The organism is Burkholderia sp. AU45388 (assembly GCF_030481585.1).
Classification (GTDB): domain Bacteria; phylum Pseudomonadota; class Gammaproteobacteria; order Burkholderiales; family Burkholderiaceae; genus Burkholderia; species Burkholderia sola.
The window spans coordinates 108072-121794 of record NZ_JAUJPV010000025.1; the positions used below are offsets into that span (position 1 = coordinate 108072).

General features: G+C 67.1%; 13 protein-coding genes. 5 read left to right on the top strand and 8 right to left on the bottom strand.

Annotated elements, in window-relative coordinates; genetic code table 11:
- The first annotated feature begins 124 nt into the window (after window positions 1–124).
- From QZM72_RS29810 to QZM72_RS29830, 5 genes are all read left to right on the top strand, one after another.
- Entirely contained in the window at window positions 125–349 is a 225-nt protein-coding gene (locus tag QZM72_RS29810) for a hypothetical protein (protein ID WP_301739849.1), read from the top strand.
- Between the two features lie 240 nt (window positions 350–589).
- Window positions 590–1945, top strand: coding sequence for a glutathione-disulfide reductase (gene gor, locus QZM72_RS29815; protein WP_301739850.1), 1356 nt, complete (start codon window positions 590–592; stop codon window positions 1943–1945).
- Window positions 1946–2469: 524 nt separating this feature from the next.
- A complete protein-coding gene (locus QZM72_RS29820) occupies window positions 2470–3141 on the top strand; it encodes a CsgG/HfaB family protein (RefSeq protein WP_301739859.1) in 672 nt (223 codons plus the stop codon).
- 92 nt (window positions 3142–3233) lie between these two features.
- Window positions 3234–3692, top strand: a complete 459-nt coding sequence (locus QZM72_RS29825; RefSeq protein WP_089468655.1) for a DUF4810 domain-containing protein — start codon at window positions 3234–3236, stop codon at window positions 3690–3692.
- A 14-nt stretch (window positions 3693–3706) separates the two neighbouring features.
- Complete coding sequence (locus QZM72_RS29830; protein WP_089468654.1) at window positions 3707–4372, top strand: DUF799 domain-containing protein; 666 nt, start codon at window positions 3707–3709, stop codon at window positions 4370–4372.
- A gap of 125 nt (window positions 4373–4497) precedes the next feature.
- On the opposite strand, the gene QZM72_RS29835 is transcribed toward QZM72_RS29830, so the two are convergent.
- The 8 genes from QZM72_RS29835 to QZM72_RS29870 form a co-directional block, all read right to left on the bottom strand.
- A complete protein-coding gene (locus tag QZM72_RS29835; RefSeq protein WP_089468653.1) occupies window positions 4498–5799 on the bottom strand; it encodes an FAD-binding oxidoreductase in 1302 nt (433 codons plus the stop codon).
- A gap of 25 nt (window positions 5800–5824) precedes the next feature.
- Window positions 5825–7129 (bottom strand): FAD-binding oxidoreductase, encoded by a 1305-nt coding sequence (locus tag QZM72_RS29840; RefSeq protein ID WP_301739851.1) that lies wholly within the window; start codon window positions 7127–7129, stop codon window positions 5825–5827.
- A gap of 92 nt (window positions 7130–7221) precedes the next feature.
- Window positions 7222–8811: a DUF3138 family protein gene (locus QZM72_RS29845; RefSeq protein WP_301739852.1), complete on the bottom strand. Its 1590-nt coding sequence runs from the start codon at window positions 8809–8811 to the stop codon at window positions 7222–7224.
- Between the two features lie 114 nt (window positions 8812–8925).
- Window positions 8926–9765: an ABC transporter permease subunit gene (locus tag QZM72_RS29850; RefSeq protein ID WP_301739853.1), complete on the bottom strand. Its 840-nt coding sequence runs from the start codon at window positions 9763–9765 to the stop codon at window positions 8926–8928.
- Window positions 9762–10748 (bottom strand): ABC transporter permease subunit, encoded by a 987-nt coding sequence (locus QZM72_RS29855; RefSeq protein WP_301739854.1) that lies wholly within the window; start codon window positions 10746–10748, stop codon window positions 9762–9764. Before QZM72_RS29855 ends, QZM72_RS29850 begins: the two co-directional genes overlap by 4 nt.
- Before the next feature lie 10 nt (window positions 10749–10758).
- Window positions 10759–11913, bottom strand: a complete 1155-nt coding sequence (locus QZM72_RS29860) for an ABC transporter ATP-binding protein (RefSeq protein ID WP_089468648.1) — start codon at window positions 11911–11913, stop codon at window positions 10759–10761.
- Window positions 11914–12099: 186 nt separating this feature from the next.
- Window positions 12100–13215 (bottom strand): polyamine ABC transporter substrate-binding protein, encoded by a 1116-nt coding sequence (locus QZM72_RS29865; protein WP_301739855.1) that lies wholly within the window; start codon window positions 13213–13215, stop codon window positions 12100–12102.
- A 62-nt stretch (window positions 13216–13277) separates the two neighbouring features.
- A partial coding sequence (locus QZM72_RS29870) for an aminotransferase class III-fold pyridoxal phosphate-dependent enzyme (protein ID WP_301739856.1) occupies window positions 13278–13723 on the bottom strand: 446 nt, incomplete at its 5' end.

Genomic DNA, 13723 nt, shown 5'->3' on the forward strand with positions numbered 1-13723 from the left:
CCGGTGGTGCTCGTCGAGCGTGGCCGGCCAGGTGCGTAACTTGTGTATCCGGCGATGACAAATGCGGTTCGCCGGTTTCTTTCGTGGGACGATGCGCTCACGATTTTCTTGAAAGGGGATGACGATGGGTATCCTGAACGTCGTGGGCGAGATCGCCGGCGCAGTCGCCGCCGTCGAAGGCGCGGAGAAGCTGGATCCGGATGCGGGCCTGCTGACCAAGGCGGCCGCGGCCGTCGTCGGTTTCAAGGGCGCCGAGGCGATCGAGGGCATGCTCGAGAAGAAGGAAGAGCGGCCGCAGCAGGCGGACGATACGCAGGCGACGGACGGCAGCGACACGTCGCAGGCATGAGCATGGCGGCCGGTCGGCCGCGGGCGCGCCCTTCGCGCGCCCGGGCCGACCGGTGCCGCGCAATCGGCAGGTCGGGCATGCGGTCGATCGGTGACGCATGGCACAACCGCCAGCCGGTTTGACCGGCGAGAGGCCTCGTCTCTCGCCGTTTTTTATTGGGCGCGCGGCACGCACGACGCGCCGCACGGATCCCCGAATCTTGCTATCGTCACCCCATCCGAACTGCGATGAGGGAATGCGATGGATTTCGACTACGACCTGTTCGTCATCGGCGCCGGCTCGGGCGGCGTGCGGCTCGCGCGCATGTCCGCGTCATACGGCGCACGTGTCGGCATAGCGGAAGAAGAGCAGATCGGCGGCACCTGCGTGCTGCGCGGCTGCATCCCGAAGAAACTGCTGGTCTACGCATCGCACTATCCGCACGAAGTCGACGACGCGAAGGGCTTCGGCTGGACCTTCGGCGCCGGCACGCTCGACTGGCCCGCGCTGATCGCCGCGAAGGATCGCGAGATCAACCGGCTGAGCGACATCTACATCAGCCTGCTGCGGCAATCGGGCGTCGACATGCACGCCGGCCGCGCGACGCTTGTCGATGCGCATACCGTCGCGATCGGCGCGCGCACGATCCGCGCGCGCCACATCGCGATCGCGACCGGCTCGCGCCCGTCGCTGCCGCCGCGGCCCGGCATCGAACATGCGATCACGTCGCGCGAGGCGCTGTCGCTCGCGACGCTGCCCAAACGCATCGCGGTGGTCGGCGGCGGTTATATCGCGGTCGAATTCGCGGGCATCTTCAACGGCTTCGGCAGCCACGTCGACCTGTTCTATCGCGGCGAAAAGATCCTGCGCGGCTTCGACGACGACGTGCGCCAGTTCCTGACCGACGAGATGACGAAGCAGGGCGTCACGATTCATCCGCACGCGGTGATCGAATCGATCGAGCGTGCGAGCGACGGCACGCTGTTCGTGCACGTCGGCGACGCGCGGCACGGGCCGTACGATCAGGTGCTGTATGCGACCGGCCGCGTGCCGAACGTCGACGGGATCGGGCTCGAGCAGGCGGGCATCCTGCTCGATGCGCGCGGCGCGATTGCCGTCGATGCGTATTCGGCGACGTCGGTGCCGTCGATCCACGCGATCGGCGACGTCACGTCGCGGCCGCAGTTGACGCCGGTCGCGACGCGCGACGCCGGCTTGCTCGCGCGCACGCTGTTCGGCGGCTCGCGCGTGGCGGTCGATCACGCGTACGTGCCGTCGGCCGTGTTCAGCCAGCCGGAGGTCGCGACGGTCGGCCTGACCGAGGCCGATGCGCGGCGCACGCTCGGCGACGTCGACATTTACCGCACGTCGTTCAAGGCGCTGCGCCACACGCTGTCGGGACGCGACGAGCGCACGCTGATGAAGCTCGTCGTCGCGCGCGACAGCCAGCGCGTGATCGGCGCGCACATGGTCGGCCGCGACGCGGGCGAGATCATCCAGGGCATCGCGATCGCGATTCGCGCGGGTGCGACGAAGGCGCAGTTCGACGACACGATCGGCATTCATCCGACCGCGGCCGAAGAGTTCGTGACGATGCGGCAGAAGGTGGGCGACTAGCGCACACCGTGAGACCGCACGCGCGTCGGCAGCGGCGCCCGCGCGCGTGCGGCCGACGTGCCGGGGTGCGTATCGCGCCGATCGATCGTGCATTCACGGCAAGGCTGAATACCCGTATGCGGTTGCGTGCCGGCATCGATCGTGTGTCTCCCATGAGTCGGAAAGTCGTCGATTCTTCTCAAGAATCCCCGTGTCGACAAGCGGACTTGGTATGATCGCGAAAAATCACACACGGGGCCGTATCATGCGCGATCAACAGCGCAGCAATCAGAACAACGGGGTAACCGGCGCACGCGAGCCTGTCGCGTCGTGCATTGCCCATCCGCTTCGTACCGCAACCGATCCGTTGCGGGCGCCCCGCCTTCACATACCGCTATCGCCGGCCCGGCGCTGACCGCACACGCGCGCATCGCGCCGATGCGCACGCGTGAGGTCGCGCCGCAGCCGTTTCGAGCGCCGGATCGTTCGCGAGCCGGCGCGCCCGCATCGGGCATTTTTTCCACGCAAGGAGACCAGCAGTGAACATTCAGACACGACGCACCGTCCTCGTGGCGGCAGTGGTCGTCGCGGCGCTGTCCGGCTGCGCGACCGAATCGTCGCGCACGCTCGACGTGCCGGCCGTCAGCAGCGCGCAGAAGCCGTATGCGGGCAAGCCCGTCGCGATCGCCGTCGGCAAGTTCGACAACCGCTCGAGCTACATGCGCGGCATCTTCTCCGACGGCATCGACCGCCTCGGCGGACAGGCGAAGACGATCCTCGTCACGCGCCTGCAGCAGAGCCGCCGCTTCAACGTGCTCGATCGCGAGAACCTCGAGGAGATCAAGCAGGAAGCGGGCTTCATGAAGAAAGCGCAGGCCGTGAAGGGCGCGAACTACGTGGTGACGGGCGACGTGACCGAGTTCGGCCGCAAGGACGTCGGCGATCATCAATTGTTCGGCATTCTCGGCCGGGGCAAGACGCAGGTCGCGTACGCGAAGGTCAACCTGAACATCGTCGACACGACGACGTCGGAAGTCGTCGCATCGAGCCAGGGCGCGGGCGAGTTCAGCCTGTCGAACCGCGAGGTGATCGGCTTCGGCGGCACGGCCGGCTACGACTCGACGCTCAACGGCAAGGTGCTGGACCTCGCGATCCAGGAGGCCGTGAACCATCTGGCGGAGCAGGTGGACGCCGGCGCATTGAAGGTCGCGCGGTAAGCGTCGCGCAGTAAGCGTCGCAACCCGCCGCAGCGGGCGCCGGGGCCGGCGCCGCTTGCACGATTCACCACGACATCAAAAGAGAAAAGACCATGAAACGGGGTAACTGGCTGCCGGCGACGGCCGCCGCCTTGCTGCTCGCCGGCTGCGCGAGCTCCACGCCGCCGCTCTATCAGTGGACCGGCTATCAGCCGCAGGTGTACGAATACTTCAAGGGGCAGAAGTCGCCGCAGGAGCAGATCGACGCGCTCGAAAAAGCGCTGCAGGACATTCGCGGCAAGGGCCATATGCCGCCGCCGGGCTTCCATGCGCATCTCGGCATGCTGTACGCGAGCATCGGCAGCGAGCAGCAGGCCGAACAGGAACTGCAGGCCGAGAAACAGCTGTTTCCGGAATCCGCGACCTACATGGATTTCCTGCTGAAAAAGAAAGGCGGCGCGCAGAAGGCGGCCGACCCGAAGGCGGTTGACCCGAAGGCCGCCGGCCAGAAGACTGCCGACCAGACGGTCGCCGGCCAGAAGAACGCCGATCCGACCACCGCCAAACAGTGAGCGACGCGCCAGCCATGTTCAAGACCCTCTCATTCAAGCTGCTGTCCGTGCTGTCGCTCGTCGCGCTGTTGAGCGCCTGCGCGCAGCCGGTGAAACGGCCCGATTACGCGGCGTTCAAGAAGAGCCAGCCGCGCTCGATCCTCGTGCTGCCGCCCGTCAACGCAACCTCCGACGTGGGCGCGACCTACGGGCTGCTGTCGCAGATGACGCTGCCGCTCGCCGAGTCGGGCTACTACGTCGTGCCGGTCGCCGTGATGGACGAGACCTTCAAGCAGAACGGCCTGACCAATGCGGCCGAAATCCAGGAGACGTCGCCCGCGAAGCTGCGCGAGATCTTCGGCGCGGACGCCGCGCTGTATTCGAAGGTGTCGCAGTACGGCACCGTCTACCGGATTCTCGCGAGCGCGACGGTGGTGTCGGCGTCGGCGAAGCTCGTCGACCTGCGCACCGGCGACGTGCTGTGGCAGGGCCGCGCGAGCGCGAGCAGCGACGAAGGCGGCAACAACGGCGGCGGCGGCCTGATCGGCATGCTCGTGGTGGCCGCGGTCAAGCAGATCGCGAACACGTTGATGGACCAGAGTCACGACGTCGCCGCGTTCACGAGCAGCCGCCTGCTGTCGGCCGGGCCGCCGGCCGGCTTGCTGTACGGCCCGCATTCGCCGAAGTACGGCACGGACTGACCGGTGCATGCGGCGCGCGGGTATCGGCAGGTGTCCGTTGCGCCGGCACGCCGCGATCCGATCGAACGGCTGCGCGCACGCGCGGCCGTTTTTCGTCGTGCGTCGGTATCGTGCGTGCGGCGGGCTCAATGCACGCCGAACGCGTCCAGCAGCCGGTACCAGCCCATCGCGAGCACCAGCGCCGGCGTGCGCAGCGCTTCGCCGCCGGGGAAGTCGCGATGCCGGATCTTGTCGAACAGGTCGAAGCGGCTCGCCTGCCCGTCGATCGCCTCGGCGATCAGCTTGCCCGCGAGCGCGGTCGTGTTCACGCCGTGCCCCGAGAACCCTTGAGCGAAGTAGGTCGTCGGCGTGATGCGGCCGAAATGCGGCGCGCGGTTCATCGTGATGTCGACGAAGCCGCCCCACGCATAGTCGACCTTCACGTCCGCGAGCTGCGGGAACGTTTTCAGCATGTCCGCGCGCATCGCCGCGGCGAGCTCGCGCGGCTCGCGCGTCGAGTAGCTGACCTTGCCGCCCCACACGAGCCGCGTGTCGGGCGCCGGCCGGAAATAGTCGAGCACGAACCGGCTGTCGCAGATCGCCGCGCGCGCGGGCATCAGCGCGGCGGCGCGCGCTTCGCCGAGCGGCTCGGTCGCGATCACGTAGGTGCCGACCGGCATGATCTTCCTCGACAACGCGGGCGCGAGCGTGCCGACGTAGGTGTTGCACGCGAGCACGACGAAGCGCGCCCGCACGTTGCCGCCGCTCGTCTCGACGACGTGCCCGCCGGACACGTCGCGCACGCGCGTCACGCAGCTGTCCTCATGGATGCGCACGCCCGCTTCGGTGGCCGCCCGCGCGAGGCCGAGCGTGTAGTTGAGCGGATGAAGGTGGCCGCTGTCGGGGTCGTACAGGCCGCCGCGATAGCGGGCCGATTGCACGTAGTCGCCAAGTTCGTCGGCTTCGACGTAGTGGAAGCGGTCGTAGCCGAAGCGCTTCGCGGCTTCGTCGCGCCACCGTTTCAGCGCATCGGCGTCGCGCTCGGTATTGGCCGCGGTCAGGTAGCCGGGCACCAGCGCGCAGTCGATGTCGTGCCGCGCGATGCGCGACTTCACGAGCGACAGCGTTTCGAGCCCCATGTCCCAGATCCGCTTCACGTCGCCTTCCGGCATGAACTGCGCGAACGTGTCGATGTCGCACGCGAAGCCGCCGATCAACTGGCCGCCGTTGCGGCCGCTCGCCGCCCATCCGACCCGCGACGCTTCGAGCACGGTCACCGAATGGCCGCGCTCGGCGAGGTTGAGTGCGGCGGACAGGCCCGTGAGGCCCGCGCCGATCACGCACACGTCGGCGTCGATCGTGCCGGCGAGCGGCGCGTGGCGGGTCGTGTCGTTGGCGGTCGCCGCGTAGTACGACGCGACGTGCGGCTGGTTGGCGAATGTCTGCATGATGAGGAAAACGGAGTGAAAGGGCTCAGAACAGCTCGCGGACGCGGTGGTACAGCATCCCGAGTTCGAGCGCCGGCTGCCGCCACGCGTCGCCGCCGGGAAAACGCCGGTGACGCAAGCGTGCGAACAGGTCGAACGCGCGGGTGTCGCCCGCGATCGCGCCGGCGACCGCACGGCCGGCGACGCCGGTGAGCGCGACGCCGTGCCCGCTGAAGCCCTGGACGTAGAAGAAGGTCGGATCGATCGCGCCGAAGTCCGGCGCGCGGTTGCGCGTGACGTCGACGAAGCCGCCCCACGCGTGGTCGACGCGCACGTCGCCAAGCTGCGGGAACACGCCGACCATGCGTTGCCGGATCGCTTCGGCGAGCGCGGCGGGCGACGCGCCGGCCGAATTCGCGCGGCCGCCGAACAGCATCCGGTGGTCGGCCGACAGCCGGAAGTAGTCGAGGAAGAAGTTGTTGTCGCACACGGCTTCGCGTCGGGCGATCAGCGCGTCGGCGCGTGTGCGGCCGAGCGGCTCGGTCGCGATGATGTACGACGCGATCGGCGCGATGCGCGCGGCGGTCGCGGCCGGCAGCACGCCGCCGGGGCCCGCGTTGCAGCACGACACGGCGAAGCGGCAGCGCACTTCGCCGGACGGCGTGCGCACGACGGGCCGTGCGCCGCGCACGACGTCGAGCGCGGGCGTGTGCGCATACAGCGCGACGCCTTCGCGGCGCGCGGCATCGGCGAGGCCGAGGCAATACTTGAGCGGATGAAGATGGCCCGACAGCGGATCGTGCACGCCGGCCAGATAGCGCGTCGACGCAATGCGCGCGTGGATCTCGCCGGTATCGAGCCACGCGAGCGACGGATGACCCCAGCGCGACGTCGCGGCGCTCATCCACGCGCGCAGGTCGTCGACGCGGCGCGGCTTCGTCGCGACCGTCAGGTAGCCGCGCGTGAAGTCGCAGTCGATCCCGTAGCGCGCGATGCGCTCGGCGATCAGCGCGACGCCGTCGAGCGACAGCGACCACGCGGCGCGCGCGCCGTCGGCGCCGAGCTGCTTCTCGATCACCTCGTCTTTCGCGAAGCCGGTGATCGCCTGGCCGCCATTGCGGCCCGACGCGCCCCAGCCGGGCCGGTGCGCATCGATCACGGCGACGGACAGCCCGCGCGCGCGGCAGTCGAGCGCCGTCGACAGGCCCGCGAAACCGGCGCCGATCACGCAGACGTCAACGTCGATCGTCTCCTCGAGGATCGGATCGTCGGTCACGGGCCGTGTGGCCGTGGCTTCGTAGTACGAGTCGCGCGCGAGCGCATCGGCGCGGCGGGTGAAAGACTGCGTCATCAAACCGACTCCCTCGAAGGCTGCAATCAGCGCGCAGCCGGAAAACGGCGCGGGACGCCGTGCGTGCGGCACGGCGCCCCGCGCGTGCCGCATCAGAACGAATAGATGAACTGCGTCGCGAGCAGGTCGTTGGACTTGCCGTACGACCCGTCGTTGCGCAGGAACACCTTGTTGTTCGCCCAGTCGTGCCGGTATTCGACCTTCACGGTGATCTGCTGGGTCGGATAGAACAGCAGGTCGAGCGCGACGTCCTGGCGCACCGCGCCCTTGCACTCGAAGCCCAGGCCGCCGCCGGCCTTCGATTGCGCGAGGCAGTCCGCGTCGACGCCGAAGCCGTTGCTCGGGTCCATCCCGTTGCCGTTCAGCGCGATGCCGCCGCCGCCGCCGCCGTTCTTCGAGTTCGCGAGCAGGTCGTAGCGCAGCGTCACGCCCATGCGGCCGACCACCGGCGCGTTGAACTTGCGGTGCGCGAGCAGCGACAGCCCGTACCACTGCGCGAGCCCGCCGTTGAACGCCGCATGCTGCTGCCGGCCGTAGTCGACTTCAGCGTTGTACTGAATGTCGGCGAGCGTGTAGGTCGCGTCGAGTTCGCCGAAGAAGAACGAACCGTATGCGCTTGGCGCCGCGCCGCCCGGGCCGTAGCTGACGGCGCCCGTGGTCGAGTCGATCGCGCTCGCCAGCGTCTGGCGCCCGATGTTGAACGACCCGCCGATATCGAGCGCGCTCGACCACGTGTAGTCCGCGCGCGCGGTGAAGGTCGGCACCTTGTTGCTGGTGGTGATCGGGTCGCCGAGCGCATTGGTGCCCGTCTGCGTGACCGAACCGTACGTGCGGTACTGCTCGTTGCCGAGGAAGAACTTCCACGCCCAGTTGCCCTTCGTGTAGTTCGCGCCGACACCGACGTAGCTGCCCGGGTCGGAGAAATCGTACAGCAGGTTGTGCGTGAGTGTGAGCATCTGGTTCGACTGCTGCACCTCGTAGCCGCCGAAGCTCGGGATCAAACCGGCGACGAGCGTCGTCTCGGCGGTGATCGGCACGTTGATGACCGCCGTGTTCAGCAGGTTGTCGGTGATCGAGCCGCGCGAGTTCTGCAGCAGCGTGATGCCGTTGCCGCGGTTCGGCATCAACGTGATTTCGGCCGACGGCGCCATCGGGCCGACGCCGAACGTCTTCTTGATGTCGAGGTAGAGATCGCCGAACGTGCTGTTGAAGTAGTTGTACGCGTTCTCGTGGTTCGCGAACAGGAACGACGACGTGCCGGCCGCGCGGTTGTAGATGTAGGTCGGATCGATGTAGCCCGTGACCGACAGGCCGGCGAGCGGGCCCGTGGTGGCCGCGTCGGTCAGCGAGTCGACCTTCAGTTGCTGGTTCGCGATCTGCTGCTTCATTTCGCTGACCTCGTCGTTGGTCAGCGTGGCGCGCGCCTTGCCGTAATCCGGCGAGGACGGATCGGCGGCGACCGCGGCGGCGTTGCCGCCGCCGGCCATGCCGCCGCTCGCGCCGGCCGCCCCGACCGCCGCGCCGCCCGGCTTCGCGGCGAGTTGCGCCTGCATCGCCTTCATCTGTTTCTGCAGTGCCGCGACCTGCGCCTGCAGCGCCTTGATTTCGGCGGAGGTGGAACCGGCCAGCGCGACGCCCGGCAACGCGCCGGCCACCAGCAGGCAGATCAGTTTCTTCTTCATTGCGGATTCTCCTAGTCGTGCGCTTGTCAAAACGGGATCGAATCGCGCGCCCCCCTGGGGCAGCGCGTCATGCTTGTCTGCACTGCTTGTTATCTTCGAAGCGAAAGCGGGTCGTCACGCCAGCGCGAACGCGGCCTTCAGGTCGGCCATCCGGCGCCGCTCGCGCGCGATCATCATCCGGTTCACGACGATCACGCCGATCGTCACGGCCGTGATGAACAGCGTCGCCAGCGCATTCATCTCGGGGTTCAGCCCCAGCCGCACGCGCGAGAACACCACCAGCGGCAGCGTCGTCGACCCCGGCCCGGACAGGAACGCCGACAGCACCAGATCGTCGATCGACAGCGTGAACGACAGCAGCCACCCGGACAGCAGCGCCTGCGAGATCAGCGGCAGCGTCACCACGAAGAACACCTTCAGCGGCGTCGCGCCGAGGTCCAGCGCGGCCTCTTCCAGCGACTTGTTCATCTCCTTCACGCGCGACTGCACGATGATCGCCACGTACGACACGCACAACATCACGTGACCGATCCAGATCGTCAGCATTCCGCGCCCTTTCGGCCAGCCGAACATCTGCTCCAGCGCGACGAACAGCAACAGCAGCGAGATCCCCTGGATCACCTCCGGAATCACCAGCGGCGCGTTGATCATCCCCGTGTACAGCGTGAAGCCCCTGAAGCGGCCGAAGCGCGCGAGCACGAAGCCGGCCCACGTGCCGATCACGACCGACGCGGTGGCCGTCAGCAAGCCGATCTTCAACGACAGCCATGCGGCGGTCAGCAGCTCGTCGTCGTCCAGCAGCGCCGCGTACCACTTCAGCGAGAAGCCCGACCACACCGTCACCAGCTTCGATTCGTTGAACGAATACACGACGAGGCTGATGATCGGGATGTACAGGAACAGGAAGCCGAAGGCGAGAACGCCCGTCGACAGCGGTTTGCTCGGCTTGATCATTTCGCTTCCTCCAGTTCCTTGACCTGGTAGTACTGGAACAGCGCCATCGGCACCAGCAACAGCAGCACCATCGCGACCGTCACCGCGGACGCCATCGGCCAGTCCATGTTGTTGAAGAATTCATCCCACATCACGCGGCCGATCATCAGCGTGTCGGCGCCGCCGAGCAGCTCGGGAATCACGTACTCGCCCACCGCCGGGATGAACACCAGCAGGCTGCCGGCGATGATCCCGTTCTTCGACAGCGGCAGCGTGATGCGCGTGAACGCGACCCACGGTTTCGCGCCGAGGTCGTACGCGGCTTCGAGCAGCGTGAGGTCCATCTTCACGAGGTGCGCGTAGAGCGGCATCACCATGAACGGCAGGTACGAATAGACCATCCCGATATAGACGCCCGCGTCGCTGTGATAGAGCCGCAGCGGCGTGTGGATGATGCCGAGCGCGATCAGCGTGTGGTTCAGCAGGCCGTCGTCCTTCAGGATGCCGATCCATGCGTACACGCGGATCAGGAACGACGTCCAGAACGGCAGCATCACGGCCATCATCAGCACGTTGCGGCGGCTCGGCTCCGAGCGCGCGATGTAGTACGCCATCGGATAGCCGATCAGCAAACACAGCACCGTCGACACGGCGGCCATCTTCAGCGAGCTGAGGTAGGTCGCGATGTACAGGTCGTCCTGCAGCAGGAACGCGTAGTGCGACAACTGCAGCGCGAAGTGCACGACGCCGTCCTTGAACTCGACGAGCGACGTGTACGGCGGGATGCCCATCACCTGGTCGGCGAAGCTGATCTTCAGCACCAGCACGAACGGCAGCGCGAAGAACACGGCCAGCCACAGGAACGGCACGCCGATCGCGACGGTGCGGCCCGACGGCAGCAAGCGCGACAGCGCGGCGAAGCGGCCGCGGCGCTTGTTAGCCAGGGGCGCGGCGGTCGTGCCGGTCGACACCGGCGCGGAAGGCGTGGAAGCGGAGGTTCTCATCGTGGCGTCCTCATTGCGTCAGCACGACGCCGCTGGCCGGCGACCACGACACGAACACGTCGTCGTTCCACGCCGGCGCGCCGTCGTTCATCAGGTGCGAGCTCGACAGGTTCGACACCACCGTCTTGCCGCTCGGCAGACGCACGTGGTACAGCGAATAGCTGCCCATGTACGCGATGTCGGTGACGACGCCGCGCGCCCAGTTGTGCCTCGCGCCCGGCTTCTCGCGCGACACGTGCACGCGCTCCGGACGCACCGAGATGCCGACCGGCATCCCGAGCGGGCCGGTCACGCCGTGGCTCACGTACATGCGGTTCTCGAGGTCGTCGCTTTCGACGAAGATGTGATCGGGCTCGTCCTCGACCACGCGCCCCTCGAACAGGTTGGTCGAGCCGATGAATTCGGCCGAGAAGCGGCTGTTCGGGTATTCGTAGACTTCGCCGGGCGAGCCGATCTGCACGATCTTGCCTTCGCTCATCACCGCGAGGCGGCTCGCCATCGTCATCGCCTCTTCCTGGTCGTGCGTGACCATCACGCAGGTCACGTCGACCTTCTCGATGATGTTCACCAGTTCGAGCTGGGTCTTCTGGCGAATCTTCTTGTCGAGCGCGGACATCGGCTCGTCGAGCAGCAGCAGCTTCGGGCGCTTGACCAGCGAGCGGGCCAGCGCGACGCGCTGCTGCTGGCCGCCCGACAACTGATGCGGCTTGCGCTTCGCGTACTTGCTCATCTGCACGAGCGCGAGCGCGTCGGCCACGCGTTCCCTGATCTCGTTTTTCGGTGTGCCTTCCTGCTTCAGGCCGAACGCGACGTTCGATTCGACCGTCATGTGCGGGAACAGCGCGTACGACTGGAACATCATGTTGACCGGGCGGCGGTACGGCGGCAGCGACGCGAGATCCTCGCCGTCGACGAAGATCTTGCCGGAGGTCGCCGTTTCCAGCCCGGCGAGCATGCGCAGCAGCGTGGACTTGCCGCAGCCCGAGCTGCCAAGCAGCGCGAACAGCTCGTTCTTCGCGATCGTCAGGTTCACGTTGTCGACGGCCGTGCTGTCGCCGAATTTCTTCACGATGTTTTCGATGCGCACGAACGCGTCGTTTTGCGTACGGGGCGCGGCGGCCGGTTGGGTCTGGCGTGCAGCGGCGGAAGAGGGTATCGATTGCATGGGAGTCACCATTCGTTCTTCACGGATTGCAGGCGCGAGCGTCCCCGCGCGAGGCGCGCAACGCGACTCGCGAGCAACGGCTCGTGCCGGATGGAACAGCGCGCGCGGCGCGCGGGCGGACGAAGGTCCGCGAATTTCAGGCGGGCAGGCGTACCGCGATGCCTGCGCCGCCGTGGGGCATGGCGATCAGTGGCCCGTCTTCAACTGGGCCCACAGACGGTTCTCGAGGCGCAGGATGTCGGCCGGCATCGGCTTCATCAGCACCATCTTCTTCAGCACGTCTTCGGGCGGGTAGACGGTCGGGTCCTGCGCGACGGCCGGCGTGACGAATTGATGCGCGGCCTTGTTCGCGGTCGGGTAGAACACCGTGTTGGTGATCGCCGCGTTGACCTTCGGGTCGGAAATGTAGTTGATCCACTTCATCGCGGCTTCCGGGTGCGGCGCGTCCTTCGGGACCACCATCACGTCGAACCACAGCAGGCCGCCTTCCTTCGGATTCGAGAACTTGATGTCGTACGGACGCTTCGCTTCGGCCGAGCGACGGTGCGCGATGCCGACGTCGCCCGACCAGCCGAGCGCGACGCACACGTCGTTGTTCGCGAGGTCGTTGATGTAGCCCGACGAGTTGAACTGGGTGATGTACGGACGGACTTTCTTCAGGACTTCGAATGCAGCCTGGTAGTCGCCGGGGTTCTTGCTGTTCGGGTCCTTGCCCATGTACTGAAGCGTGGCGGCGAACACGTCGACGGCCTGGTCGAGGAACGACACGCCGCAACTCTTCAGCTTCTCCATGTTGGCCGGATCGAACACCAGCGCCCAGCTGTCGACCGGCGCCTTGTCGCCGAGCGCCTTCTTCACCGCCTGCGCGTTGTAGCCGATGCCGTCCGTGCCGTACGCCCAGGGCACGCCGTACTGGTTGCCCGGGTCGGCATCCGCGATCATCTTCATCAGCAACGGGTCGAGGTTCGCGAGGTTCGGGATCTTCGACTTGTCGAGCTTCTGGTACACGCCGGCCTGGATCTGCTTGGCCATGTAGTTCGACGTCGGCACGACGATGTCGTAGCCCGAGCTGCCGGCCAGCAGCTTCGCCTGCAGCGTGTCGTCGCTGTCGTAGTTGTCGTACTTGACGTGGATGCCCGTCTGCTTCTGGAAGTTCGGGATCGTGTCCGGCGCGATGTAGTCGGACCAGTTGTAGACGTTCAGGTCTTCGGCATGCACCGATGGACTGGCGACCGACGTGAACGCTGCTGCGGCGGCGAGGGCGGCAACGGAACAGGCTTGGCGAAGATAGCAGGCACGCATGGTGGAATTCCCTTGGGTTATGGCGGCGTGCGGCGCCCGCCGCACGCCTGTAGGCAAAACCGTTACGAAACACCCAGTTGCTGGGCGGTCGCATCGACGGCCTTCTTCGCCTTCGACACGAGTTCATCGATTTCCTGGCGCGAGATCACGAGCGGCGGCGACAGCAGCATCCGGTCGCCGGTCGCGCGCATGATCAGGTTGCCGTTGAAGCAGAAGTCGCGGCAGATCGTGCCGACGTCGCCGCCGTTCGCGAAGCGGCGGCGTTCGGCCGGCGCTTCGGCCAGTTGCAGGCTCGCGACCATCCCGTGGCCGTGCACTTCGCCGACGATCGGATGACGCGCGAAGGTTTCGCGCATCAGCGCCTGGAAGTACGGGCCGGTGTCGGTCTTCACGCGCTCGACGATGCCTTCGTCGCGCAGCAGCTTCAGGTTCGCGACCGCGACGGCCGCCGCCACCGGATGGCCCGAATACGTGAGGCCGTGATTGAATTCGCCGTTGTCGATGATCG

Bases quoted from the DNA above. Each gene is read 5' to 3' on its own strand.
- QZM72_RS29810 (WP_301739849.1), top strand. From the start codon at position 125: ATGGGTATCCTGAACGTCGTGGGCGAGATCGCCGGCGCAGTCGCCGCC.
- gor (WP_301739850.1), top strand. From the start codon at position 590: ATGGATTTCGACTACGACCTGTTCGTCATCGGCGCCGGCTCGGGCGGC.
- QZM72_RS29825 (WP_089468655.1), top strand. From the start codon at position 3,234: ATGAAACGGGGTAACTGGCTGCCGGCGACGGCCGCCGCCTTGCTGCTC.
- QZM72_RS29830 (WP_089468654.1), top strand. From the start codon at position 3,707: ATGTTCAAGACCCTCTCATTCAAGCTGCTGTCCGTGCTGTCGCTCGTC.
- QZM72_RS29835 (WP_089468653.1), bottom strand. From the start codon at position 5,799: ATGCAGACATTCGCCAACCAGCCGCACGTCGCGTCGTACTACGCGGCG.
- QZM72_RS29840 (WP_301739851.1), bottom strand. From the start codon at position 7,129: ATGACGCAGTCTTTCACCCGCCGCGCCGATGCGCTCGCGCGCGACTCG.
- QZM72_RS29845 (WP_301739852.1), bottom strand. From the start codon at position 8,811: ATGAAGAAGAAACTGATCTGCCTGCTGGTGGCCGGCGCGTTGCCGGGC.
- QZM72_RS29850 (WP_301739853.1), bottom strand. From the start codon at position 9,765: ATGATCAAGCCGAGCAAACCGCTGTCGACGGGCGTTCTCGCCTTCGGC.
- QZM72_RS29855 (WP_301739854.1), bottom strand. From the start codon at position 10,748: ATGAGAACCTCCGCTTCCACGCCTTCCGCGCCGGTGTCGACCGGCACG.
- QZM72_RS29860 (WP_089468648.1), bottom strand. From the start codon at position 11,913: ATGCAATCGATACCCTCTTCCGCCGCTGCACGCCAGACCCAACCGGCC.
- QZM72_RS29865 (WP_301739855.1), bottom strand. From the start codon at position 13,215: ATGCGTGCCTGCTATCTTCGCCAAGCCTGTTCCGTTGCCGCCCTCGCC.